Here is a 24,618-nt window from a genome sequence, read left to right on the forward strand (position 1 = left end):
TGGGTGCACGGGGCGCATGGCACCGTCGCGCCATCGCAGGAGGGGATGGCATGGGCATCGGCAACGGGGTGCGTGGAATCGGACTGGCGGGCATCGGCCTGCTGGCGGGGTGTGGCCAGGCAACGCCAACCGCCTTGGGAACGCTGGAGTGGGACCGCATTACGGTGCCAGCACCGGCGGCCGAGGTGATCGCTACGGTGGATGTGCGAGAGGGCCAACAGGTCAAGGCCGGCACCGTGCTGATGCAGCTCGACCCGGCCCGTGGCGACGCGCAGTTTGCCGCAGCGCAGGCCGACACGGTGCGCGCGCAGGCACAGCTGGAGGAACTGAAGATCGGCCCGAGGCAGGAGCAGATCGCGCAGGCCCAGGCGCAGCTGGCCGCCTTGCGTGCGCAGGCCGCCGAAGCCAGCGCGTACTACCGCCGGGTGCAACCGCTGGCACGCCAGCGCCTGATCGCCGCCGCCGAGCTGGACCGCGCACGCGCGGCCGCAGGCAATGCCGAGGCCAGCGCGCGTGCTGCCGAGCAGGCCTGGCTGGAGCGGGTGCACGGCAGCCGTGTGCAGGATATCGCCCAGGGCCAGGCGGCCGCGGATGCCGCACAGGCACAGCAGGTGGTGCAGAGCCTCAACCTGCAGAAACTGCAGCTGCGCGCACCGCGCGACGGCGTGGTCGATGCCTTGCCTTACCGGCAGGGGGACCAGGCGCCGGTCGGCGCGCCGCTGGCGGTGATCCTGGTCGGCGAGCGCCCCTATGCACGCGTCTACCTGCCGCAGCCGCTGCGCCTGCAGGTCAAGGTCGGACAGGGCGCGCAGATACAGCTGGAGGGAGGCAGCATGGTGCTGACGGGGCACGTGCGTGCGATCCGCAGCGAGCCGTCGTTCACGCCGTACTACGCACTGACCGGTGATGACGTCGAGCGCCTGAGCTATCTGGCCGAGATCGAAGTGGACGGGAACAGCGACATGCAGAAGCTGCCAGCGGGTCTTCCGGTACAGGTGCGCTTCTGAGCACCGGTGCGGACATCGCGGTGCATGCGCAGGGCTTGACCCGCCGCTTCGGCGATCTGCTGGCCGTGGACAATGTCGACCTGACCGTGCCGCGTGGCCAGGTCTATGGCTTCCTGGGGCCGAACGGGTCGGGCAAGTCGACCACCATCCGCATGCTGTGCGGCCTGCTGGAACCGAGTGCCGGGCAGATCGAGGTGCTGGGCCTGGCGGTTCCCGAGCAGGCCGAAGCACTGCGCCGGCGCATCGGCTACATGACTCAGCGCTTCTCGTTGTATGAAGATCTTTCGGTGCGCGAGAACCTGGAATTCCTCGCCGCCATCCAGGACCTGCCACGCGCGCAGGCCCGGCAGCGGGTCGACGAGCTGCTGCAGCAGTATCGTCTTCTGGACAGGCAGCCGCAGCTGGCTGGCACCCTCAGTGGTGGCCAGAAGCAGCGCTTGGCGCTGGCCGGCGCCGTCGTGCATGCGCCCGAGCTGTTGTTCCTGGACGAGCCGACCAGCGCGGTCGACCCGGAATCACGCCGCGATTTCTGGGAGGCCCTGTTTGAACTTGCCGACGCCGGTACCACCGTGCTGGTATCGACCCACTACATGGACGAAGCCGAGCGCTGCCATCGGTTGGCGATCCTCGATCGTGGTGCGCTGGTGGCCGATGGCACACCGGCTGAACTGTGCGCACGGTTGGAAGGGCGCACGCTGCAGGTCACCGCGTCGCAGCCGCGCCTGGCCAGCCGCGCACTGGCCGATCTGCCCGGCGTGCTCAGCGTGGCGCAGATCGGCACCCATCTGCGCGTGCTGTGCAATGAGGGAGCGGCGGACATCGCAGTGCTGGGCCGTGCGCTGGCCAGTGCTGACCCGCAGGCCAGCATCGAGAAGGTGGCACCGAACCTGGAAGACGTGTTCGTGGCCGCCACCCGTGGTCGTGGCCGGGAGCCGGCGGAATGAACCTGCGCCGGCTGTGGGCGATCATGCTCAAGGAACTGCGGCAGCTACGGCGCGACCGCATCACCCTGGCGATGATCGTCGGTATTCCGGTGATGCAGCTGCTGCTGTTCGGGTATGCGATCAACCTCAACCTGCGCCACCTTGATGCCGGTGTCGCCGACCAGGCCAACAGCGCCGCCTCGCGCGCGCTGGTGCAGGACATGATGGCCACCGGCGTGATCACCCCGCGCAGCGAAGCCTACAGCCCGGACCAGCTGATGCAGGCGCTGCGCCGTGGCGAGATCAGTGTCGGCATCGTGGTGCCGGCCGACTTCGAGCGTCGCCGCTTTGACGGTCGCGAAGCGGTGCAGGTGCTGGTCGATGGCAGCGACACCGTGGTGCAGAGCGCAGCGATCCAGCTGGCGCAGGTGCCGCTGGATACGCGTCCGACCAGCAACACGCGTCCCCTGCGCGAGGGCAGCATCGCCAGTGGACAGGTCAGCGTGACCAGCTTCTACAACCCGCAGCGGCGCTCGGCGGTGAACATCGTGCCGGGACTGATCGGGGTGATCCTGACCATGACCCTGGTGATGTTCACGGCCGTGGCGGTGGTGCGCGAACGCGAGCGCGGCAACATGGAACTGCTGATCGCAACGCCGGTGTCGCGCAGCGAACTGATGGTGGGCAAGGTGCTGCCTTATGCAGCGATTGGCCTGCTGCAGACCACGCTGGTGCTGGTGCTGGGCACCTGGCTGTTCCAGGTGCCGATCCGCGGCAGCCTGCTCGATATCTATCTGGCCGCCGTGCTGCTGGTGCTGGCCAACCTGGCGCTGGGCCTGTTGATCTCTACGCGCGCGCGCTCGCAGTTCCAGGCGATGCAGATGACGCTGTTCCTGTTCCTGCCGTCGATCCTGCTGTCGGGCTTCATGTTCCCGTTCGCTGGCATGCCGCGGCCGGTGCAATGGCTGGCCGAAGTGCTGCCGCTGACCCACTTCCTGCGGCTGGTGCGCGGCATCATGCTGCGCGGCGCCTCGCTGTGGGAGCTGTGGCACGACGCGCTGGCGCTGCTGGCCTTCATCGTGGTGATGATGACGCTGGCGATCCTGCGTTTCCGCAAGCGATTGGATTAAGGCCTGTCATTCGGTAGTGCCGGCCGCTGGCCGGCATCATTTCCGGTGGGTGCCGACCGTTGGTCGGCACACCCAGACCTTACTCCGCCACCACCCGCGCGCGCAGCGAATTGGTCAGCGCTTCGGTGATCACCACATCCACGAACTGGCCGATCAGCCGCGCCGGCGCCGGGAAGTTCACCGAACGCATATTCTCGGTCTTGCCGGTCAGCTCGTTCGGATTCTTGCGCGACGGACCTTCCACCAGCACGGTCTGCACCGTGCCGACCATCTTCTCGGAGATGCTGGCCGCGTGCGCATTGATGCGCTCCTGCAGGCGCGACAGGCGCGCGTGCTTCTCCGCATCGCTGATCGTGTCCTCCAGGTCGGCCGCTGGCGTGCCCGGGCGGCGCGAATAGATGAAGGAGAAGCTGTGGTCGAAGCCGATGTCTTCGATCAGCTTCATGGTCTTCTCGAAATCGGCATCGGTCTCGCCGGGGAAGCCGACGATGAAGTCCGAGCTGATCGAGATGTCCGGGCGCACCGCGCGCAGCTTGCGGATCTTCGACTTGAATTCCAGTGCGGTGTAGCCGCGCTTCATCGCCGACAACACGCGGTCGCTGCCGGCCTGCACCGGCAGGTGCAGGAAGTTGGCCAGCTGCGGCACGTCGCGGAATGCATCGATCAGCGAATCGCTGAACTCCAGCGGGTGCGAGGTGGTGAAGCGGATGCGGCCGACGCCATCGATCTCGGCGATGGTGCGGATCAGCAGGCCGAGGTCGGCGAATTCGCCATCCCCATAAGGCCCACGGTAGGCGTTGACGTTCTGGCCGAGCAGGTTGATCTCGCGCACGCCCTGCGCGGCCAGCTGCGCCACTTCCACCACCACGTCCTCGAACGGGCGGCTGACTTCGGTGCCGCGGGTGTAGGGCACCACGCAGAACGAGCAGTACTTCGAGCAGCCTTCCATGATCGACACGAACGCCGAAGCGCCCTCGGCGCGCGGTTCCGGCAGGCGGTCGAACTTCTCGATCTCGGGGAAGCTGATGTCCACCTGCGGGCGCTTCTGCTCGCGACGGGCGCGGATCAGCTCCGGCAGGCGGTGCAGGGTCTGCGGCCCGAACACCAGGTCGACGAACGGTGCGCGCTTGATGATCGCTTCGCCTTCCTGCGAGGCAACGCAGCCGCCCACGCCGATGATGACCTCACGGCCCTTGTTCTTCAGGCCCTTCCACACGCCGAGCTGGCTGAACACCTTCTCCTGCGCCTTCTCGCGGATGGAGCAGGTGTTGACCAGGATGACGTCGGCGTCGTCCGGGCTGTCGGTCAGTTCCAGGCCATCGCTGGCGGCAAGCACGTCGGCCATCTTGGCTGAGTCGTACTCGTTCATCTGGCAACCGTGGGTCTTGATGTACAGCTTGCCCTTGACCTGGTCGGGCTTGCGCGGACCAGCGGGCAGGGCAACGAGCGGGGTACCGCCCGGCGTGGCGGGCGGAAAGACGTCTGGCGTCCCGGTCATGGCGCTTAATCCATTCGGGTGGCGGGAAAGCGGGCAATTCTACCGGCATCCCGCGCCAGCCGCCGCGTTCATGCGGCCAAGCCCAAGCCCGGCGTGGTCATCACTGTAGAGCCGAGCCCACGCTCGGCTGTCTTGTGCAAGGCGGGCGCTGATTACGCCGCCACCAGCTCCGCATCGATCCGCCGCGACCGGTCGAAGGCGGTCATCGCGCTCATCCGGGCGATGTAGTCGGCCGTTGCCGGCGCCGGCTGTACCAGGCCGAAGGCGGTGGTCCAGGCCAGCGCATTGCCCCACAGCACGTCGGCGGCGCTCATGGTCTCGCCGAGCAGGTACGGGCCCTGCGCCAGCTGGGCCTCGATCACCTGCAGCACCGTCTCGGCGTCGTTGTAGGGCGACATCAGGCGCGGCGGCGGTTCACGATGCATCGCCTTGTCGATCATCGCCGGCTCGAAACAGGCGCCATAGAAGGCCATCCAGCGCAGGTAGGGCCCGCGCAGGGCGTCGCCGATCGGCGGGGCCAGCCCGGCTTCCGGATACAGGTCGGCCAGGTACAGATAAATGGCCACCTGTTCAGTTACCAGTGCGCCGTTGTGGACGATGGCCGGCACCTTGCCCATCGGGTTGATGGCCAGATAGGCCGGGGCCAGGTTGGCGCCGGCCTTCAGGTCCAGCACCTGCATGCGGTAGTCGGCACCCAGCGCTTCGAGCAGGGCCACGGCGCCGCTCGAGCGGGAACGGGCGGCGTGGTACAGGGTGATCTGGCGTGAATTCATGGCATTGCTCCTTGCGGTGGGTGGTGAACTGGAGGCCATCCTGGGGCACTATTGCGGACGACTTCTGTCCTCGATCCTTCATGCGCCATACCGCCCACCGACTGCTGCGCCTGATCGCTCTGTTGCAGGCCCGCCGCCAGTGGTCTGGGGCCGAGCTCGCCGAGCGCATGGGCGTGGACCGACGCAGCATCCGCCGCGATATCGAGCGCCTGCGCGAGCTGGGCTACCCGGTGCAGGCCTCGGCCGGGGTAGGGGGCGGCTATCAGCTGGGGGCCGGGGCACCGGTACTGCCGATGCTGCTGGATGAGGAGGAGGCAACCACCCTGGCCATCGCCCTGCGCGCCGCCTCGGCCACCGTCGCCGGCATCGACGACACCGCGCGTGGTCTGCTGTCCAAGCTCGACCCGCTGGTGCCGACCCGTCGCCGCCAGCAGGCCGGCGAGGTGCATGCAGCGACGGCCACCCTGTCCGATCTTCCGTCCACCGACGCACGCCTGCTCGGACGGCTGGCCCAGTACTGCCGGCAGGCGTCACGGCTGGCCTTTGAATACCGCAGCGCGCAGGAGGCTGTTACCCAGCGCGAAGTCGAGGCGCAGCACCTGGTCAATTACGGCCGGCGCTGGTACCTGCTGGCCTGGGATCTGGGCCGGCAGGACTGGCGCACCCTGCGCGTGGACCGGATGGGCGCGGTACGTGAGTGCTCCGAGCCGGGCATGCACCGGCGCACCCCGGCGCCGCCGGACGTGATGGTGCGGCAGGCGGTCAGCCAGGCCCCGTTCGCGCTGCAGGCCATCGTCCGCCTGGCCGGCAGCCGCGCCGAACTGGAAGGCCGCATTCCGCCCTGGTGCGGGGTGCTGGAGGCGGATGGCGCCGAGCACTGCCTGCTGCGCATGGGGGCCGAGAGCCGCGGCATGATGCTGGCGCAGATCCTCAGCCTGGACCGCGTGCCGGTGGCGCTGTGGACCACGCCGCCGGGCCTGCGCGACGAACTGGCCCAGCGCCTGGCCGGGCTGGGCCAGGTGCTGGCTGTGCCGCCGGTCACAGGCTGAGCCACATCGCTTGGCAAGCTCCGGCGAAGCTGGGACACTCGCCGCCATGAAGGGGATACTGGGGACAACGGCGATCATCATCGCTGCGCTGACCGCTGCGCCGGCCAGCGCCGGCACCCTGTACAAGTGCCAGGGCCCTGACGGCGTCACCAGTTATGTGAGCAAGCGGGTGGCGGGTGCGCGCTGCAGCACCATCAGCTACAGCCGCGACACCCGTCCGGCACCGCGCCCGGTGGTGGCCGCGCCCAGGCCCGCGCCGACCACGGTGGCCAGCATCGAACGCAACCCGGTTGCCGTTGCCGCCAGCGCCGCCACGCCGGCAACGCTCGCGCCTGCGCCTGCAGCCGCGCCGGCACAGCCGGTCGCCTCGCGCGCCGGGCGCATGGTCAGCGGCCAGGTCTATTCCTTCATGAAGGACGGCGTGCGCCACTACACGAGTGCGCGCCCGACCCAGGTCGCCAACCTCGGCCCAGTGCGGACCATCCGCTACAGCTTCATGGAGCGTTGCTACGCGTGCGGGGTCAATCCACGCGTGGACTTCGGCAGCGTGCGCCTGAACACCTCGGCCTTCCAGACCGAGATCACCTCGGCCGCACGCGAGTTCGGCGTGGAAGAGGCGGTGGTGCGGGCCATCATCCATGCCGAGTCGGCCTACAACCCGACCGCGCTCAGCCGTGCCGGTGCGCAGGGCCTGATGCAGCTGATGCCGCCAACCGCCGCGCGCTTCGGGGTCAGTGACTCCTACGATGCCGGGCAGAACATCCGCGGCGGCGTGCAGTATCTTGCGTGGTTGCTGAAGCGCTTCAATGGCGACCTGACCCTTGCCGCAGCCGGCTACAACGCTGGCGAAGGCGCGGTCGACCGCCATGGCGGCGTACCGCCCTACAGCGAAACCCAGTACTACGTGCGCCGGGTCGGGCAGCTGGCCGAGCGTTACCGCAGTGCCCTGAGTCACCAGTAGGTACCGCAGACTGGTGGGTGCCGACTGTTAGTCGGCACACCGTTGAACAGGTAGGTGCCGACTGTTAGTCGGCACTCCTTGCAAAGAGCGTTGTGTGGCGCGCGACGGTTCCGCTACACTCGACCGTGATTCAATGCGGCTCTGGCCCCCACCGGATCCGCTGGCAGCCTTAAAGCTACCTAATCAATATCGGAGTGCCGGATGGCCAACGATGGGGTACACGATCCAGTCAACACCGGACGTCGGCGTTTTCTTTCTGCCACCACAGCCGTGGTGGGCGCCGTCGGCGTCGGATTCACCGCAGTTCCTTTCATCAAATCCTGGAACCCCAGTGCCCGCGCCAAGCTTGCCGGCGCACCGGTGGTGGCCGACATCAGCGCCCTGCAGGAAGGCCAACGCCTGATCGTGGAATGGCGTGGCCAGCCGATCTGGATCGTCAAGCGGTCCAAGGCGATCCTCGATGCGCTGCACGGGCTGGACGGTCGTCTCAAGGACCCCGAGTCCGGCGAGAAGGACCAGCAGCCGGAGTACGTGCTGAAGCAGAACCCCGAGCTGCGCTCGATCAAGCCGGACATCTCCGTGCTGGTCGGCCTGTGCACGCACCTGGGCTGCTCGCCGGAAATGGTCGCCGAGATCCGGCCTGAGCCCTACGACCCGCAGTGGAAGGGCGGCTACTTCTGCCCCTGCCACAAGTCGCGCTTCGACATGTCCGGCCGCGTCTTCAAGGACGTGCCGGCGCCGATCAACCTGAAGGTGCCCGCGCACCACTACCAGGACGACAACACCATCATCATCGGTGTCGATCCGCAGGGGGCTGCCTGATGGCCAATATCCTCGCCCGTACCGCCAGCGGCGTGGCCGACTGGGTCAATGCCCGCGCGCCCGGCCTGATGCCGGTGTACCGCAAGCACGTCAGCGAGTACTACGCGCCGAAGAACTTCAACATCTGGTACTACTTCGGTTCGCTGGCGTTGCTGGTGCTGGTCAACCAGATCGTCACCGGCATCTTCCTGACGATGCACTACAAGACCAACGCCGCCGAGGCGTTCGGCTCCATCGAATACATCATGCGTGATGTGGAGTGGGGCTGGCTGATCCGCTACATGCACTCCACCGGTGCCTCGCTGTTCTTCATCGTGGTCTACCTGCACATGTTCCGTGGCCTGCTGTACGGCAGCTACCAGAAGCCGCGCGAGCTGGTGTGGATCCTGGGCATGCTGATCTACCTGGTGCTGATGGCCGAAGCCTTCATGGGCTACGTGCTGCCGTGGGGCCAGATGTCGTTCTGGGGCGCCAAGGTGATCATCTCGCTGTTCGGCGCGATACCGGTGATCGGCAACGGCCTGACCGAATGGATCATGGGCGACTACCTGCCCAGTGACGCCACGCTCAACCGCTTCTTCGCCCTGCACGTCATCGCCCTGCCGCTGGTGCTGCTGTTGCTGGTGGTGCTGCACCTGGGTGCACTGCACGAAGTGGGGTCCAACAACCCGGACGGCGTGGAGATCAAGAAGGGGCCCAAGGGCAACCGCTGGTCGCCGAACGCGCCGGCCGACGGCATTCCGTTCCACCCGTACTACACGCTCAAGGATGGCGTCGGCGCCGGCTTCCTGCTGATCATCGCCGCCTTCATCATCTTCTTCGCACCCGGTTTCGGTGGCCTGTTCCTGGAGCACGACAACTTCACCGAGGCCAACCGCCTGGTGACCCCGGAGCACATCAAGCCGGTCTGGTACTACACGCCTTACTACGCGATGTTGCGCGTGGTGCCCAACAAGCTGGGTGGCGTGCTGGTGATGTTCTCGGCCATTGCGATCCTGTTCCTTGTGCCGTGGCTGGACAAGGCCAGGGTGAAGTCGGTGCGCTACCGCGGCTGGATCTCGAAGGTGATGCTGGGTGTGCTGGCGGTGTGCTTCGTGTGGCTGGGCGTGATTGGTTCCGGCCCTGGCACCGACGTGCACGAGACCTACATCGGGCGGGTGCTGACCTTCCTGTACTTCGCGTTCTTCATCACCATGCCGCTATGGACAAGGTTGGACAAGACCAAGCCGGTACCGGAGAGGGTGACCACCCATGACTGAGCGCTGGATGGTCCGGCTGGCCCTGATGGCCACCCTGATGCTGGGCAGTTTCCTGGCCTCCGCCGCCGAAGGCGGCACCAAGCTGCTGCAGGCCGGCAACGACCTGGGTGACCGTGCCTCGCTGCAGCGCGGCGCGCAGCTGTACATGAACTACTGCTCCGGCTGCCATGCGCTGAAGTACCTGCGCTATTCGCGGATGGCGCAGGACCTGGGCCTGACCGAGGAAGAGGTGATGAACAACCTCAACTTCACCGGCTCGGCGATCGGCGATCCGATCCCGGTGGCGATGCCCAAGGAGAATGCCGAGAAGTGGTTCGGCAAGATGCCGCCGGACCTCAGCCTGATCTCGCGCGTGCGGGGCAGCGACTGGGTCTACACCTATCTCAAGTCGTTCTACCTGGACAGCAGCCGGCCGCTGGGCTGGAACAACGCGCTGTTCGCCAATGCCTCCATGCCCAACCCGCTGTGGGAAATGCAGGGCCTGCAGCATGCCGTGCATGGCAAGCCGGAGGCGCCGGGCATGGATCCGCCGGTGACCGGCCTGAAGATTGAAACGCCGGGTTCGGTCGATGCCGGGCAGTACGACCAGGCCGTGCGGGACATCACCAACTTCCTCGAATATGCCGGTGAACCGGCCGCGCTCAAGCGCCAGCAGCTGGGCGTGTGGGTGATCCTGTTCCTGGCCCTGCTGACTTTCCTGCTGTACCTGCTGAAGAAGGAATACTGGAAGGACGTTCACTGATTCTGCCGCCGGCCATCGCACGGGCCTATTGGCTTTTGTGATGGTCGGTTGCACACTCGGGGAGGAGTCGATCGCTGGCACGGTGCCGGCGGCGCCGATGCGGCAGGCGGTCTCCTGTCGTGGGAGAGCCTTTGATGGCGGCGAGCGTACGCATGCGCAATACACTGACGCTGTTTTCCTCGAACGACGATGTACTGTGCCACCGTGTACGCCTGGTCCTGGCGGCCAAGGGTGTGACCTTCGACTTCGTTCCGGTCGATCCACAGAACCCGCCTGAAGACCTGATCGACCTCAATCCGTACCACTCGGTGCCGACGCTGGTCGAACGCGAACTGGTGCTTTACGCCGCGTCGGTGGTCAGCGAATACCTGGACGAGCGCTACCCGCATCCGCCGCTGATGCCGGTCGATCCGCTCTCGCGTGCGCGCATCCGTCTGGCCATGCTGCGCATCGAGCACGACTGGGTGCCGCAGGTGCAGGCCATCCAGCTGGGCAACAAGACCCAGGCCGAGGCCGGCCGCAAGCGCCTGAAGGAGTTGCTGACCGCCTCGCTGCCGCTGTTCAAGGCCAGCAAGTTCTTCCTCAACCCGGAAATGAGCCTGGCCGACTGCGCGATGGCGCCGATCATCTGGCGCCTGCAGTCGCTGGACGTACCGCTGCCGAAGGACGGCAAGGCGATCGAAGACTACGGCAACCGCATCTTCCGCCATCCCGGTTTCGTCCGCAGCCTGACCGATCAGGAAAAGAAGCTGCGCGATCTGCCGGTCTGATCCGGGCATGCGTTACCCGTCTGCACGCCGACCGGCGTGCAGGCGATCCGCCCCGGCAGGGCGCCGGGCGCGTACACTTCACGCATGACCGAAGACTTCTTCCACATGACCAGCCACCGCCCGTACCTGCTGCGGGCGCTGGTGGAATGGATCAACGACAACCAGCTGACCCCGCACATCCTGGTCGACGCCGGCGTTCCCGGCGTGCAGGTCCCGCCTTCGGCGGTCAAGGATGGCCGGGTCGTGCTCAACATCGCCGAACGTGCCGTCGTGCGGCTGATGATCGACAACGAGATGGTGAGCTTCTCGGCGCGCTTCTCCGGCACCAGCTACCCGGTGCAGGTACCGATCAGCGCCGTGCTGGCCGTCTACGCCCGCGAGACCGGGCAGGGCATGGCATTGCCGGATGACATTCCGGGCAACGAAACCGCGCCGACCAGCGACGAGCTGCTGCACGAGGAAGGCACGCCGCCGGACGATACGCCGCCGGCCAGTCCGCCGCCGAAGGGGCGCCCGAACCTGCGCGTGGTCAAGTAATGTTTCCGACGCCGCCCCGATGGGCGGCGTTTTCCTTTGCAGGATTTATCGGCGGGTGCCGGGATTGTGTGGGTGCCGACCGTTGGTCGGCACACCTTCAGTCCTTACACATCCTCGGCATCATCCACATCCGGCCGGATCTGGCTGATCCGCGCTGCGCCCGGGCCAGTGAATGAGATCAGCTGGTCGCCGCGCAGGACCATGCGGCCCACGTGGCGATCGATGCCATCGTAGGAGTACTCGAACTTGAAGGTGCGCTCGAAACCGAGCCGGCCATCCTCGCCGCGCGACAGGCGCAGGCCGGTGGCGTGCACCGCCTGGTCCAACCACTGCACATCGGCGGCGCGGCAGGCATTGCGCCCCAGTTCGACCGCGCGCTCGGCGGCCGAACGTGCGGCATTCCAGAAGAAATAGATGATTCCGCCGGCAATCAGCAACAGCAGCAGGGTGGGCATGGCGTCAGCCGTCAGAGGTCGATCCCGCAAAGATGGCGGCGAACGCGCGCTGGATCAAGCGCCTGGCATCACCGCGTCGGTTGTGGACCAGCAGAGACTGGTTGAGGCGGTATGACGACCGGCTGCGGCACAGGCGCGGGCTGCATTGGCGTCGCAGTTGGTGACGGCATCACCAGCGGTGATGTGGCGGTCAACTGCAGCAGCGCTGCCCAGTCCTGGCGGTTGAAGCTGCATTCGTCCTCGCGGCCGGGCGTGCAGCTGGGGTCGATGCCGGTGCTGTTGCGTTCGCGTGCCGGAGGCAACTTGATCAGCCCGGTGCGGTCCAGCTGCAGCAACCGCATCGCCACGGTGTTCATGACATTGCCACCGACCAGGTACAGGGTCTGGTCGCCCCCGAGGTTGGCAGCCACCACCACTTCGCAATGCGATTTCCAGTGGCCCACCGAACCGTTGCCCAGCGCCTGCACCAGCCCGCTGTAGCTGAGCGTGGTGCTGCGGTCGCGCAGGAAGCAGAGCAGGTCGCCGGGCGCGGGCTTTGCGGTCGCGGGATCGACCAGCCGGTACGGCACGCCCGAGGGGCCGCCCTGGTACGCGGCGCGGATGTAGTCGATATGGCGCGGCGACGTGTTGAAGCCGGGAACGCCGGACTGCACCATCACCCAGGAAATGAACGCGGCCGACCACGGGTTGTCGACCAGGAAGGCACGGCAGTCGCTGTCGGTGTAGCGCGTGCCCAGCGGTGCCAGGCAGCTGCTGGCACCCGCGATGCTGCCCATCGCGTTGAGCGTGCCGCTGTTGCGCCAGTAGCCGGCCACGCGCTGCCAGGCGATCAGGCCGTTGTCGGCCAGGTGATCGCTTTCGGCTTCGGTGACACTGAGACTGGCGGCGCGGCCATCGCGGTCGATGAAGGGCCGGTACCAGAGCCGGTGCTCGTTGCAGGCAGTGTTGCGGATGGCCACCGCCAGCGGACTCAGGCCGAAGCGCGGTGGCACATCGCAGGCTTCGGCGGCCGCTGCGGACAAGGGGGCTGCCGCGAGCAGCAGACAGGCAGGCAAGAGCATCCGGCGCATGCGCGGCTCCTGTGGGGGATGTCGGCAGCGTCGCAGAGGCGGCCGTAGCCGAGCCGTGAAGGCGTTCCGGATCGTGTAGAGCCGAGCCTGTGCTCGGCTCAACGCGTGCAGGGCGCGCCGCAGATCGAGAAGCAGCCGAGCGTGGGCTCGGCGCTACAAGGTCACGTAGGCCTCAGCCCGGCGGCGGGCCCAGCTTCAACGACAGGTCAATCGCCTGCACGTGCTTGGTCAGGCCACCAATGGAGATGCAGTCCACGCCGTCCTCGGCGATCGAACGCAGGCCGCCCAGGCCCACGCTGCCGGACACTTCCAGCGGAATGCGGCCGGCGGTAATGCGCACGGCCTCGCGGCGCAGGTCCGGGCTGAAGTCATCCAGCAGGATGCGTTCGCAACCGGCTTCCAGCGCCTGGCGCAGCTGCGCCAGATCCTCCACCTCGACCACCAGGGGCAGCGCGGGCCATTGCCGGCGCGCGGCAGCCACGGCTGCGGGCAGCGAACCGGCAGCGCGGATGTGGTTTTCCTTCAGCATCACCGTGTCGTACAGGCCGAAGCGGTGGTTCTCGCCGCCGCCACAACGCACTGCGTACTTCTGCGCCAGGCGCAGGCCGGGCAGGGTCTTGCGGGTGTCGAGGATGCGCGTGCCGGTGCCGGCCACCGCCGCCACGTAACGCGCGGTGGTCGTGGCGGTGCCGGACAGCGTCTGCAGGAAATTCAGCGAGGTGCGCTCGGCGCTCACCAGGCTGCGGCTGCGCCCATGCAGCACGGCCAGCACGGTGCCGGCAGTGACCGCGTCACCTTCGGAGACACGCCATTCAATGCGCACCTCCGGGTCGAGCGCGCGGTGGGTGGCGTCGAACCAGGGGCGACCGGCGATCACCCCGTCCTGCTTGCACAGCAGGTACGCGCTGTCAGCCTGGTCGGGCAACAGCGCAGCGGTGACGTCGCCGCTGCCAAGATCCTCGGCCAGCGCACGCGCGACATCGGCGGCGACAACGGCCGCATCCGGCGTCGGCAGCGCGCTCATGCGGCCGGGAAGTCGGCGATCTGGGCGGTGGGGATGGCTTCCTCGGCCAGCAGCACCGGGATGCCGTCGTCAACGCGGAACACCTGCTTGCGGTCGCGGGTGACCAGCGCTTCGCGCAGCGGCTGCGCCAGCGGGTTGCCATCGGCCTTGTTCACCGCGCCGGCGGAAATGGCCTTGTTGAGGGCTTCCAGGCCCTTGCCATCCAGCAGGGACAGGGGCTGGCGGGTGTCCGGCGACACCAGCAGGTCGAGCAGCTTGCGATCCATGGTTCTTCGTCTTGCGTGGAAGATGGCTAGAATACGTCTTTAAGGCAGGTGACGGCCAATGACCCCCAACCCGATCGCGCCGCTTGTCGGCATCGTCATGGGTTCCCGTTCCGACTGGGAAACCATGCAGCACGCCGCCCAGAAGCTTGAAGCCCTGGGTGTTCCGTTCGAAGTGAAGGTGGTGTCCGCGCATCGGACGCCGGATGTGTTGTTCAGTTACGCCGAGCAGGCGGGCCCGCGTGGCCTGCGCGCGATCATCGCCGGGGCCGGCGGGGCCGCCCACCTGCCGGGCATGATCGCCGCCAAGACCGCCGTGCCGGTGCTGGGTGTGCCGGTGCAGTCCAAGGCCCTCAACGGCATGGACTCGCTGCTGTCGATCGTGCAGATGCCAGCCGGCATCCCGGTCGCCACCTTCGCCATCGGCAATGCCGGCGCGTCCAACGCCGCGCTGTTCGCCGCCGCAATGCTGGCCAGCGACCAGCCGGCGATCGGCCAGGCGCTCGACGCCTTCCGTGCACGCCAGACCGAAGACGTGATGGCCCACGACGATCCGCGCCAATGAGCCTGACCGTCGGTATCCTGGGCGGCGGCCAGCTCGCCCGCATGATGGTCCTGGCCGGTGCGCCGCTGGGGCTGCGCTTCCAGTTGTACGACCCGGCGGCCGACGCCTGCAGCGGCCCGCTGGCGCCGCTCACGGTCGGCGCCTTCGATGACCGCCAGGCACTGGCGGACTTCGCTGCCAAGGTCGACGTGGTCACCTTCGATTTCGAGAACGTGCCGGCCGACAGCGCGCAGTTCCTTGCCGACCGCGTGCCGGTCTATCCGCCGCCGGCCGCGCTGGCGGTGGCCCAGGACCGGTTGAGCGAGAAGACCCTGTTCCAGCAGTTGGGTATCCCGCTGCCGGCCTTTGCCGATATCCGCAGCCGTGACGAGTTGGCTGCGAAGGCGGCTGAGTTCGGCCTGCCGTGCATCCTCAAGACCCGCCGCCTTGGTTACGACGGCAAGGGCCAGTTCCGCCTGCGCAGCGAGGCCGACATCGACGCCGCGTGGGATGCACTGGGTGCGCAGGTCGAGCGTACCGGCCTGATCCTGGAAGGGTTCGTGGCGTTCCAGCGCGAGGTCAGCGTGGTCGCCGTGCGTGGCCGCGATGGCAGCTTCGAGGCCTGGCCGGTCACTGGCAACTGGCATGTCGACGGCGTGCTGTCGGCCAGCGTGGCCCCGGCCGTGCTCTCCGATGCCGAGCAGCAGGCCGCGATCGGCTATGCCCGCCGCGTTGCCGAGCACCTGCAGTACGTCGGCGTGTTCGCGCTGGAGCTGTTCTGCCGCGATGGCGAACTGCTGGCCAACGAGATGGCGCCGCGCGTGCACAACTCCGGCCACTGGACCATCGAAGGCAGCGAGACCTCGCAGTTCGAGAACCACCTGCGTGCCGTGCTGGGCCTGCCGCTGGGCAGCACCCGCATGCTCGGCCATGCCTGCATGCTGAACTGGCTGGGTGCGATGCCTGACCCCGCGCCGGTGCTGGGCCAGTCCAGCGGCCATTGGCACGACTACGGCAAGGAGCCGCGCGAAGGTCGCAAGGTCGGCCACGCCACGTTGCGCGATGACGAGGCTGCCGCACTGGCCGATGCGCTGGAGCAGGTCGGCCTGGAGCTGGATCGCCAGGCGCAGGTGGCGCCGGCGGTGCAGGCGCTGCGCAACCGCTGAGCAAAGGGGGGCCGGCCAGCGGCCGGCACTACCCTGTGTGGCTGCAACGGTGTGGCGCGCCGGTGCAGGCATCGGCGCAACATTCCCGGTGGTAGCGTGGAGCTCCTTTCACAGGAGTCACCCCCATGCTCGACTGGAATGCCTACCGCAAGGAACTGAAGGGCCGCATCGGCGAGATCGGCAAGCTCTCGCCGGATACGGTAAAGGGCTACGCCACGCTGGCCAATGCCGGGGCCCAGACCAACCACCTCGATGCCAAGACCCGCGAGCTGATCGCGCTGGCGGTGGCGGTGACCACCCGCTGCGACGGCTGCATCACCGTGCACGTGGATGCCGCGCTGAAGCACGGCGCCAGCCGCGAGGAGATCGCCGAGGCGCTCGGTGTGGCGGTGTCGCTGAACGCCGGTGCGGCGCTGGTGTACTCGGCGCGGGTGATGGACGCCGTGGCCGCGCACGAGAGCGCGTGATGCCTGATCTGTAGAGCCGAGCCCATGCTCGGCTGGCCGGACAGCAGCCGCGCATGGGCTGGGCTCTACAGGGGTCAGCGCAGCTGGCTTTCGGCAAATTCCCAGTTGACCATCTGCCAGAACGCGTCCAGATACCGCGCGCGATCGTTCTGGTAGTCGGTGTAGTAAGCGTGCTCCCAGACGTCGCAGCACAGCAGCGGGGTGCTTTCACCGGTCAATGGCGTGCCTGCATTGCGGGTGGCCTGCAGGCCCAGCTGCCCGCCCGGATGCTGCACCAGCCAGACCCAGCCGGAGCCGAACAGGCCCAGTGCGGTGCGGTTGAATTCCTCGCGCAGGCGCTGCACGTCGCCGAACTGGCGCTTGACCAGTTCGCCCAGTCGCCCCTGCGGCTCACCGCCGCCGCGCGGGCGCAGGCACTGCCAGTAGAAGCCATGGTTCCAGGCTTGGGCGGCGGCATCGAACAGCGTGCCCTGGGCGTGGCGGACGATCTCCTCCAGCGACGCTTCCTCCCACTCGGTGCCGAGAATGCCGGCGTTGACGGCATCCACATAGGCGCGATGGTGGCGGCCGTGATGCAGTTCCACGGTCTGTGCGGACAGGTGCGGCTGCAGGGAGCCGGGAAGATAGGGCAGGGCGGGCAATTCGACAGGCATGGACAGGTTCGTGGCCAGGGGGCGGCGGCAGCCGGTTCCATCCGCTTACAATGGCGGCTACCGTGGGCAGTCTAGCCGACCATCACGGTCGGTTTGTCCGGCGAAGCAAGGAGTGTGGTTGTGGCGGTAATGCAGCAAATCCAGGCCGAGGTCGATCGTTACCCGCTCGTGCTGTTCATGAAGGGCACCCCGCAATACCCGATGTGCGGCTTCTCCAGCCGCGCCGTACAGGCGTTGATGGCGGCCGGCGCGGTCACCCTGCGCACCGTCAACGTGCTGGAAGAGCCCGAGATCCGCGCCAACCTGCCGCGCTTTTCCAACCTGCCGACTTTCCCGCAGCTGTTCATCAACGGTGAGTTGATTGGCGGCTGTGACATCGTGCTGGAGCTGTTCGAAGCCGGCGAGCTCAAGCGCATCGTCGAAGAGGCGACCCAGGGATGAGTGCCTGGCCATCGACGTCACCGACCGACGGGGCGCTCGATGGCCGCCCGTTGCAGGATCGCGTGGTGCTGGTCGCCGGTGCCGGTGGCGGATTGGGTAGTGCGGCGGCAGTGGCTGCTGCGGCCGCCGGGGCCACCGTGGTTCTGCTGGGCCGCAAGCCTCGCCGCCTGGACCGTGTCTACGCCCAGGTGCAGGCGGTCGGCCCGGAGCCGCTGCTGTATCCGCTGGATCTGGAAGGCGCGGGCCCCGACGACTATGCCGAGCTGGCCCAGGCCCTGCAGCGCGAGCTGGGGCGCCTGGACGGCCTGCTGGTCTGTGCCGCTCACTTCCCGGGCCTGACCCCGTTTGAGCTGGCAGACCCGGCCAGTTTTGCCCGCGCGGTGCACGTCACCCTGACTGCGCCCGCCTGGTTGGCCCAGGCCTGCCTGCCGCTGCTGCGGCAGCGCGAAGATGCGGCGCTGGTGTTTGCGGTCGATGCCCCCGAACGGGTCGGCCAGGCCTACTGGGGCGGTTACGGCGTGGCCCAGCATGGCCTGCGTGGCCTGATCGCCAGCCTGCACGACGAACTCGGCCGCAGCCCGGTAAGGGTGAGTGGCCTGTACCCCGGTCCGCTGCGCACGGCCCTGCGGGCCCGGGCCTATTCCGTAGACCAGGACCCGGCCGCGCAAGGCCCGGAGGCCGCCGCCGCCGCGGCCGTGACCCTGTTGTCCAGTGCTGGCGCTACCTGGCGCGGCCAGATTTTCGATGCCAGCGAGGCGCCTCCCGGCGAGTGAGTTCCGGGGAAAGGCGGAGTGAAGAACCCGTCACGATTGCGTTGCGATCCGGTGCCGTTTGTCGCACAACCGTCACATTGATGGCGTAGCGTGTTAATCTAGTGTTAACCGTTGTGGCTTCCTTCAGCCAAGCGGTAGGGAACCCCAGATAAATGTCCGACCAGCCACCCGCAGGGCTGTTTGGATGCGCTTTTTTTCCGCCATCGCCAACTCGCATCGAGGCTACCGAAAAATGACCCACCCACTCCGGATGTCCAAGCTCACCCTTGGTCTCGTGGCTGCGCTCGCCGCCGCTCCCGCCTTCGCCCAGAGCACCTCTGCCGGTGTCGGCGGCCAGGTGATGTCCTCTGCAGGCCAGCCTGTCGCTGGCGCTGAAGTCACCATCACCCACACCGAGTCGGGCACCGTTTCGCGTGCCACCACCGATGCGTCGGGTCGCTACAACGCGCGCGGCCTGCGCGTGGGTGGCCCGTACACCATCACCATCACCAAGTCCGGTGAAGGCACCAAGACCGAAGAAGGTGTCTTCCTGAACCTGAACCAGGTCAACACGGTCAATGCCAACCTGGGCGGTGACCTGGCTGCCACCAACCTGGACGCCGTGAACGTTGTCGCCACCGCCGGCGGCCTGGACCTGTTCAGCGCGACCAAGATGGGCACCGGCACCAACGTGACCCGCGAAACGATGGACGCGCTGCCGTCGGCCAACCGCAACATCCAGGACTACATCCGCCTGGACCCGCGCATCTCGCAGGTCAGCAAGGCTGACGGTGCGATCTCGGCCGGTGGCCAGAACACCCGTTACAACGCCATCCGCATCGACGGCATCAGTGCCTCCGATCCGTTCGGCCTGGGCTCCAACAACCTGCCGACCGAGCGTCAGCCGGTGTCGATGGATGCCATCCAGGAAATCAACATCGACCTGGCCAACTACGACACCACCATCGCCGGTGGCACCGGTGCGGTGATCAACGCCGTGACCAAGTCGGGTACCAACGAATTCCACGGCACCGTGTACGGTTCGTACCGCGACAAGGACATGGTCCGCTCGCGCCTGGAAGGTGATCGTACGGACTTCAACGGCTTCAAGGACGAGAAGACCTACGGCATGACCTTCGGCGGCCCGATCGTCAAGGACAAGCTGTTCTTCTTCACCAACTACGAAAAGTACGAGCGTAGCGGCGGCGGCGTCAGCCTGAGCGAAAGCCCGTACAACAAGGATCCGGCGAAGGGTGGCATCAGCGACGCCGACATCTCGGCCGTGCAGAAGCGCATGGCGGAACTGGGTCATCCGGTGGGTAGCGTCAGCGACCTGAACAACAAGACCGAGATCGAAGAGTACGCGGTCAAGCTGGACTGGAACATCAACGAGAACCATCGTGCAGCCCTGCGCTACAACAAGATGAAGCAGGACGTCGTCCGCTTCCCGCAGGTCAGCAGCAGCGCCCTGTCGCTGAGCGACTTCTGGTACACCCAGCCGACCGAATACGAAACCTGGATGGGTGAACTGTTCAGCGACTGGTCCGAGAACTTCTCGACCGAGTTCAAGGTTTCGCACAAGGACTACTCGTCCAACCGTGTTGCGGCTTCGCACCTGCCGCAGATGCGCGTCCGCTTCGGCAGCAATTCGCTGTACCTGGGTACCGAGCAGAATACCCACACCAACCTGGTCGAGTCGAAGGAGCTGAGTGCCTTCGGTGCCGGTACCTGGTACGTCGGTGACCACACCATCAAGTTCGGTTTCGATTACACCGACAACGACCTGATGAACTTCTACGGCCGCAACCTGTACGGCGCGTATGACTTCCGTGACCTGGCCTCGTTCCTGAAGGGCACCGCGAACGGCTACCAGCTGCGCGTTCCGCGTCCGGGCGGCAGCCTGGATGACATTCCGGCCAAGTTCCACCTGAAGAACACCGGTCTGTTCATCCAAGACACCTGGGCGATCAACTACAACCTGAGCCTGATGTTCGGTGTCCGCGTGGACATCCCGGATTTCACCAGCCAGACCAAGTACAACGCGGACATCCAGTCCCGTTACGGCTATGACAACACCAAGCTGGTGGACAAGAGCCTGATCCAGCCGCGTGTTGGCTTCAACTACACCTTCGACAGCGATCGCCCGACCCAGCTGCGCGGCGGCGTGGGCCTGTTCGGCGGTGCTGCCCCGAACGTGTGGCTGGCAGGTGCGTACCAGAACACCGGCCTGAACTACGTTGAGTACAACGTCAGCGGCAACCCGGGCGGCTTCAGCGTCGATGCCGACAATCCGTTCATCCCGGATCCGTCGAAGATCATCGCGCGCCAGAACGTCGACATCATCAACCCGGGCACCCGCCTGCCGTCGGTGTGGAAGGCCAACCTGGCGTTCGATCACGAACTGCCGTGGTACGGCATCGTGGCGTCGGCCGAACTGCTGTTCACCAAGGTCAAGGATGGCCTGTACTTCGAGCGTCTGGACCTGACCGATGGCAAGGGCAATGGCCCAACCTACGTGTCGGCACAGGACGGTCGTGAGATCTACTGGAACGACAAGGGCCTGAACCAGGCCAACAGCAAGATCGACAGCCGCACCGGTGACAATCTGGGCATGGAGAACGGCACCAATGGCGTGCTGAACCGCAACTACCGCCCGAACAACATCGGCGACGTGCTGCTCCTGCGCAACACGAACAAGGGCCGTGGCAGCCAGGCCACCTTCTCGCTGGCCAAGCCGCTGACCGAGAACTGGGGCTGGTCGCTGGGTTACACCTACACCCAGTCGAAGGAAGTGAGCCCGCTGACCAGCTCGCAGAACACCTCGAACTGGAACAACACCCAGATCCTGAACGCCAACGAGAACATCGCGTACAACTCGCGCTATGCGATCAAGGACCGTATCACCGGTACCCTGGAGTGGAAGCACAACTTCTTCGGTGACAACGCCACCCGCGTCGGCCTGTTCTATGAAGGCCGTTCGGGCCGTCCGTACAGCTACGTGTTCTACAACGATGCCAACGGTGACAGCGCAATCGGCAACGACCTGTTCTACGTGCCGAAGGGCCCGGGTGACGTGCTGTTCGTGGGCGGCGTGGACATGGAGAAGAAGTTCTTCGACTGGCTGGCGCAGAACCCGGAACTCGATGCCTATCGTGGCAGCACGGTGCCGGCCAACCAGCACCGCGCCAAGTGGGTCAACAGCTTCGATGTCCGCATCAGCCAGGAGTTCCCGGGCTTCGCGAAGACCCACAAGGGTGAGATCGCGCTGGACATCATGAATGTCGGCAACCTGCTCAACAAGAAGTGGGGCCTGATCGACGACTACGGCTTCTACGCCACCCGTCGCGTGGGCAACTTCGCGGGTATCGATCCGGCCACCGGCAAGTACGTGTACTCGTTCACCGGTGCGGACGATTCCTCGGTCCAGGAAAACAACAACGACAAGGGCAACACCGCCGTGTCGCGCTGGTCGATGCAGCTGACCGTGAAGTACAAGTTCTGATCCGTCAGAGCCTGAAGCAGTAAGTGAAAACGGCCGGGGAAACCCGGCCGTTTTCCGTTCAGGCGAAAGTCCTTGCAGGTCACCTGGCATCGGCGTAGCATCCGGAAATGTGCGCGGTGCCAACGCCGCCGATGCGGTCCCGGAGAGGCGAACGCGGGAAGCACACATCCAACGGTCGGGCTTCCCGGCCGTTTTGCTTTTTAAGGGGGCGGCAGTACAGTCGGAAACCTTGAAGGAAGCGAAAAATTGGACATGACCACGAACGAAAAATCAGCCCGTGCACTGCCGGTGCAGGACGCGCGGATCTACCCGCGCGGTGGGCTGGATGTGCTGTCGCGGGCCGAAGTGGCCCGCCTGCGCGATGCCTCCGCCGGCGGCATGCACGAGCTGCTGCGCCGCTGCGCGCTGGCCGTGCTGACCAGCGGCAGTGCTTCTGACGATCCGCGCGCGGCGCGCGATCTGTATCCCGATTTCGACATCCAGGTGGCGCAGCAGGATCGCGGCGTGCGCATCGACCTGGTCAATGCACCGGCGATGGCTTTCGTCGACGGTGAGATCATCCGCGGCGTCGCCGAACTGTTGTTCGCGGTGGTGCGTGACCTGGCCTACATGGCCATCGAGATGGGCCCTGCCTACGCGGCCGAGCTGGAGTCGTCCGAGGGCATCACCAATGCGGTGTTCGGCCTGCTGCGCAACGCGCGCATCCTCAACCCGGGCGACCCGAATCTGGTCGTCTGCTGGGGTGGCCACTCGATCTCGCGCGACGAGTACCTGTACACCAAGCAGGTGGGCTACGAGCTGGGCCTGCGCGGCCTGGACATCTGCACCGGCTGCGGTCCGGGCGCGATGAAGGGCCCGATGAAGGGCGCCACCATTGCCCATGCCAAGCAGCGCCGTACCGTGACGCGTTACATCGGCCTGACCGAGCCGGGCATCATCGCCGCCGAGTCGCCGAACCCGATCGTCAACCACCTGGTGATCATGCCGGACATCGAGAAGCGTCTGGAGGCCTTCGTCCGCATCGGCCACGGCATCATCGTGTTCGCCGGTGGTGTTGGCACGGCCGAGGAAATCCTGTACCTGCTCGGCATCCTGCTGCGCGAGGAAAACAAGGACCTGCCGTTCCCGCTGATCCTGACCGGCCCGACGGTGGCGGCGCCGTACTTCGAGCAGATCGACCGCTTCATCCGCCTGACCCTGGGCGATGCGGCCGCCGAGCGCTACGAGATCGTCATCGGCGATCCGGTGGCGGTGGCAAAGAAGATGGCCAACGGCATCAAGCGCGTGCGTGAGCACCGCCTGGCGCAGAAGGACTCGTTCTTCTTCAACTGGTCGATCGAGATTCCGTGGGAGTACCAGCAGCCGTTCGTGCCGACCCACGAGGCGATGGCCGCGCTGGACCTGCACCACGGGCGTGCCCCGCACGCGCTGGCGGCCGACCTGCGCCGGGCGTTCTCGGGCATCGTGGCCGGCAACGTGAAGGAAGACGGCATGCGCCGCATCGAGCAGTTCGGGCCGTTCCAGATCCATGGCGACCCGGACATGATGCAGGCCCTGGACGGGCTGCTGCGTGCCTTCGTCGAACAGCGCCGGATGAAGATCTCCGGCGAATACCAGCCCTGCTACCAGGTGCTGGCCTGAGCCTGTGCCGGCGCGATGGGGATCGCGCCGGCACAGGCAGGGGAGGGCGGGTCGTCAAGGCTTTGACGCCCGTCGCCCCGGAATGACCGTTCATCCTGCCGCCGCTTGCCGGGGGCAGGGCGATGGCCCATCGTGGCCATCAACACGCTGGGGAGCGTCCAATGTCTTTGCGCCGGCAAAACGGCTTCACGCTGGTTGAGTTGATGGTCACGGTTGCCGTCCTGGCGATCCTGAGCACCATCGCGTATCCCAGCTTCCAAAGTACGATCCGTTCCAATCGAATGGCCACGACCAGCAACGAGTTGATGGCCTCGCTGGCGTTGGCGCGCTCGGAAGCGGTCAAAAATGCGCACGGCGCCGGCATGTGTGCTTCCAGTACCGGTACCAGTTGCGATGGCAAGTCATGGACCGAAGGCTGGATGGTGTGGGATGACACCAACGGCAATGGCGGCTTCGATGCCGGGGAGGCCGTCCTGCGTTACAGCGAGCCACGCGCAGCGATGTCCGGAGTTGATGTGAACGCGGTGTCGGTGGCGTTCGATCCCCGTGGGCGCAGTCGGGCCGCTACCGCCACCGACATTACTCTTCGCCCAGACAAATGCGGTGACCAGCCACTTCAACGGCGTCTGACGGTGTCCCTTACGGGCCAGCTCAGGTTGCACAAGGAGGCCTGCAAATGAATCGCCGTCGCATCCAGTGGAAAGTGGCGCGCCATCGCGCGCAGAACGGGTTCAGCCTGATTGAAGTGCTGATCGCCATTCTTGTGCTCGGCATCGGGCTGCTTGGCTTTGCTCTGCTTCAGACCATGAACGTACGCTACGTACAGAGTGCGAACTACCGCACCCAAGCCACCAACCTCAGCTATGAACTGCTCGATCAGGTCCGTATCAATCGTGTAGCTGCCGCGTTGTACGTAGGTGACTACTCAGCGACTACAAGCGAGTGCAATCCGCCGATCGGCAAGGACATTGATCAGGCAGCCTTCATGAAAGATTGGCGTTGCCGGCTGGGCAAAGCGCTCGGCGACAACGCCAGTGCATCCGTTACTCGCAACAACAACGTGGTCACGGTGCGCGTCAGCTGGGGAGATGAGCGCTGGAGTGCAGATGCCGATGACACTACCTTCAGTGCGAGTACACGCCTGTGAGCACGCTTCGTTACCGTCGTTA

Annotated in this window: 26 protein-coding genes; 19 read left to right on the top strand and 7 right to left on the bottom strand. The window is 66.4% G+C overall.

What is annotated here, in order from left to right:
• Positions 1–50 precede the first annotated feature (50 nt).
• From ACW5IY_RS07655 to ACW5IY_RS07665, 3 genes are read left to right on the top strand one after another with little or no spacing between them, the layout of a single operon-like run.
• Positions 51–1,007, top strand: coding sequence for an HlyD family secretion protein (locus tag ACW5IY_RS07655; protein WP_457327121.1), 957 nt, complete (start codon positions 51–53; stop codon positions 1,005–1,007).
• 20 nt (positions 1,008–1,027) lie between these two features.
• Positions 1,028–1,951, top strand: a complete 924-nt coding sequence (locus ACW5IY_RS07660; RefSeq protein WP_010486131.1) for an ABC transporter ATP-binding protein — start codon at positions 1,028–1,030, stop codon at positions 1,949–1,951.
• Positions 1,948–3,060 (top strand): ABC transporter permease, encoded by a 1,113-nt coding sequence (locus ACW5IY_RS07665; RefSeq protein ID WP_049436539.1) that lies wholly within the window; start codon positions 1,948–1,950, stop codon positions 3,058–3,060. The genes ACW5IY_RS07660 and ACW5IY_RS07665 overlap by 4 nt, the downstream gene beginning before the upstream one ends.
• A gap of 79 nt (positions 3,061–3,139) precedes the next feature.
• On the opposite strand, the gene miaB is transcribed toward ACW5IY_RS07665, so the two are convergent.
• Positions 3,140–4,558, bottom strand: coding sequence for a tRNA (N6-isopentenyl adenosine(37)-C2)-methylthiotransferase MiaB (gene miaB, locus ACW5IY_RS07670; protein ID WP_049435924.1), 1,419 nt, complete (start codon positions 4,556–4,558; stop codon positions 3,140–3,142).
• A gap of 152 nt (positions 4,559–4,710) precedes the next feature.
• Positions 4,711–5,331 carry a glutathione S-transferase family protein gene (locus ACW5IY_RS07675; RefSeq protein WP_049436540.1) on the bottom strand — a complete coding sequence of 207 codons (621 nt, stop codon included), beginning with the start codon at positions 5,329–5,331 and terminating at the stop codon, positions 4,711–4,713.
• 80 nt (positions 5,332–5,411) lie between these two features.
• Between ACW5IY_RS07675 and ACW5IY_RS07680 the strand changes: the two genes are divergently transcribed.
• From ACW5IY_RS07680 to ACW5IY_RS07710, 7 genes are all read left to right on the top strand, one after another.
• Positions 5,412–6,380: a helix-turn-helix transcriptional regulator gene (locus ACW5IY_RS07680; RefSeq protein WP_049436541.1), complete on the top strand. Its 969-nt coding sequence runs from the start codon at positions 5,412–5,414 to the stop codon at positions 6,378–6,380.
• A gap of 46 nt (positions 6,381–6,426) precedes the next feature.
• Positions 6,427–7,341, top strand: a complete 915-nt coding sequence (locus ACW5IY_RS07685; protein ID WP_049436542.1) for a lytic transglycosylase domain-containing protein — start codon at positions 6,427–6,429, stop codon at positions 7,339–7,341.
• Between the two features lie 201 nt (positions 7,342–7,542).
• The gene (petA, locus tag ACW5IY_RS07690; RefSeq protein WP_010486121.1) at positions 7,543–8,163 is read left to right on the top strand and encodes a ubiquinol-cytochrome c reductase iron-sulfur subunit; all 621 of its coding nucleotides are present in this window, start codon (positions 7,543–7,545) and stop codon (positions 8,161–8,163) included.
• A complete protein-coding gene (locus ACW5IY_RS07695; protein WP_008266017.1) occupies positions 8,163–9,422 on the top strand; it encodes a cytochrome b in 1,260 nt (419 codons plus the stop codon). The genes petA and ACW5IY_RS07695 overlap by 1 nt, the downstream gene beginning before the upstream one ends.
• The gene (locus ACW5IY_RS07700; RefSeq protein WP_049436543.1) at positions 9,415–10,164 is read left to right on the top strand and encodes a cytochrome c1; all 750 of its coding nucleotides are present in this window, start codon (positions 9,415–9,417) and stop codon (positions 10,162–10,164) included. Before ACW5IY_RS07695 ends, ACW5IY_RS07700 begins: the two co-directional genes overlap by 8 nt.
• Positions 10,165–10,298: 134 nt before the next feature.
• Positions 10,299–10,934, top strand: coding sequence for a glutathione S-transferase N-terminal domain-containing protein (locus tag ACW5IY_RS07705; RefSeq protein ID WP_005408842.1), 636 nt, complete (start codon positions 10,299–10,301; stop codon positions 10,932–10,934).
• An 84-nt stretch (positions 10,935–11,018) separates the two neighbouring features.
• Positions 11,019–11,471: a ClpXP protease specificity-enhancing factor gene (locus ACW5IY_RS07710; RefSeq protein ID WP_005412806.1), complete on the top strand. Its 453-nt coding sequence runs from the start codon at positions 11,019–11,021 to the stop codon at positions 11,469–11,471.
• A 104-nt stretch (positions 11,472–11,575) separates the two neighbouring features.
• On the opposite strand, the gene ACW5IY_RS07715 is transcribed toward ACW5IY_RS07710, so the two are convergent.
• From ACW5IY_RS07715 to ACW5IY_RS07730, 4 genes are all read right to left on the bottom strand, one after another.
• Positions 11,576–11,926 carry a DUF3301 domain-containing protein gene (locus ACW5IY_RS07715; protein ID WP_049436544.1) on the bottom strand — a complete coding sequence of 117 codons (351 nt, stop codon included), beginning with the start codon at positions 11,924–11,926 and terminating at the stop codon, positions 11,576–11,578.
• A gap of 68 nt (positions 11,927–11,994) precedes the next feature.
• Positions 11,995–12,996 carry a DUF2272 domain-containing protein gene (locus tag ACW5IY_RS07720; protein ID WP_049436545.1) on the bottom strand — a complete coding sequence of 334 codons (1,002 nt, stop codon included), beginning with the start codon at positions 12,994–12,996 and terminating at the stop codon, positions 11,995–11,997.
• 172 nt (positions 12,997–13,168) lie between these two features.
• Entirely contained in the window at positions 13,169–14,020 is an 852-nt protein-coding gene (gene nadC / locus ACW5IY_RS07725; protein ID WP_049436546.1) for a carboxylating nicotinate-nucleotide diphosphorylase, read from the bottom strand.
• Positions 14,017–14,286, bottom strand: coding sequence for a Trm112 family protein (locus tag ACW5IY_RS07730; RefSeq protein WP_005408847.1), 270 nt, complete (start codon positions 14,284–14,286; stop codon positions 14,017–14,019). Before ACW5IY_RS07730 ends, nadC begins: the two co-directional genes overlap by 4 nt.
• A gap of 58 nt (positions 14,287–14,344) precedes the next feature.
• Between ACW5IY_RS07730 and purE the strand changes: the two genes are divergently transcribed.
• The 3 genes from purE to ACW5IY_RS07745 all read left to right on the top strand — a co-directional run bounded on the left by purE (position 14,345) and on the right by ACW5IY_RS07745 (position 16,460).
• On the top strand, positions 14,345–14,848 hold the full coding sequence (purE, locus tag ACW5IY_RS07735) for a 5-(carboxyamino)imidazole ribonucleotide mutase (protein ID WP_005412808.1): 504 nt from the start codon (positions 14,345–14,347) through the stop codon (positions 14,846–14,848).
• The gene (locus ACW5IY_RS07740) at positions 14,845–15,993 is read left to right on the top strand and encodes a 5-(carboxyamino)imidazole ribonucleotide synthase (protein WP_049436547.1); all 1,149 of its coding nucleotides are present in this window, start codon (positions 14,845–14,847) and stop codon (positions 15,991–15,993) included. The genes purE and ACW5IY_RS07740 overlap by 4 nt, the downstream gene beginning before the upstream one ends.
• 125 nt (positions 15,994–16,118) lie before the next feature.
• Positions 16,119–16,460 (top strand): carboxymuconolactone decarboxylase family protein, encoded by a 342-nt coding sequence (locus ACW5IY_RS07745; protein ID WP_004152082.1) that lies wholly within the window; start codon positions 16,119–16,121, stop codon positions 16,458–16,460.
• Between the two features lie 74 nt (positions 16,461–16,534).
• On the opposite strand, the gene ACW5IY_RS07750 is transcribed toward ACW5IY_RS07745, so the two are convergent.
• Positions 16,535–17,113: a superoxide dismutase gene (locus tag ACW5IY_RS07750; RefSeq protein ID WP_049423333.1), complete on the bottom strand. Its 579-nt coding sequence runs from the start codon at positions 17,111–17,113 to the stop codon at positions 16,535–16,537.
• A gap of 120 nt (positions 17,114–17,233) precedes the next feature.
• On the opposite strand from ACW5IY_RS07750, the gene grxD reads away from it, so the two are divergent.
• From grxD to pilV, 6 genes are all read left to right on the top strand, one after another.
• The gene (grxD, locus tag ACW5IY_RS07755) at positions 17,234–17,554 is read left to right on the top strand and encodes a Grx4 family monothiol glutaredoxin (protein ID WP_005408852.1); all 321 of its coding nucleotides are present in this window, start codon (positions 17,234–17,236) and stop codon (positions 17,552–17,554) included.
• The gene (locus ACW5IY_RS07760) at positions 17,551–18,327 is read left to right on the top strand and encodes an SDR family NAD(P)-dependent oxidoreductase (protein ID WP_049436548.1); all 777 of its coding nucleotides are present in this window, start codon (positions 17,551–17,553) and stop codon (positions 18,325–18,327) included. The genes grxD and ACW5IY_RS07760 overlap by 4 nt, the downstream gene beginning before the upstream one ends.
• Before the next feature lie 232 nt (positions 18,328–18,559).
• Positions 18,560–21,808 carry a TonB-dependent receptor gene (locus tag ACW5IY_RS07765; protein WP_100049898.1) on the top strand — a complete coding sequence of 1,083 codons (3,249 nt, stop codon included), beginning with the start codon at positions 18,560–18,562 and terminating at the stop codon, positions 21,806–21,808.
• A 252-nt stretch (positions 21,809–22,060) separates the two neighbouring features.
• Positions 22,061–23,449 (top strand): nucleotide 5'-monophosphate nucleosidase PpnN, encoded by a 1,389-nt coding sequence (gene ppnN, locus ACW5IY_RS07770; RefSeq protein ID WP_049436550.1) that lies wholly within the window; start codon positions 22,061–22,063, stop codon positions 23,447–23,449.
• Between the two features lie 161 nt (positions 23,450–23,610).
• Positions 23,611–24,129 (top strand): GspH/FimT family pseudopilin, encoded by a 519-nt coding sequence (locus ACW5IY_RS07775; protein WP_049436551.1) that lies wholly within the window; start codon positions 23,611–23,613, stop codon positions 24,127–24,129.
• On the top strand, positions 24,126–24,596 hold the full coding sequence (gene pilV, locus ACW5IY_RS07780; protein ID WP_049436552.1) for a type IV pilus modification protein PilV: 471 nt from the start codon (positions 24,126–24,128) through the stop codon (positions 24,594–24,596). The genes ACW5IY_RS07775 and pilV overlap by 4 nt, the downstream gene beginning before the upstream one ends.
• The last annotated feature ends 22 nt before the right edge of the window (positions 24,597–24,618 follow it).

Source organism: Stenotrophomonas sp. C-A, from assembly GCF_054030835.1.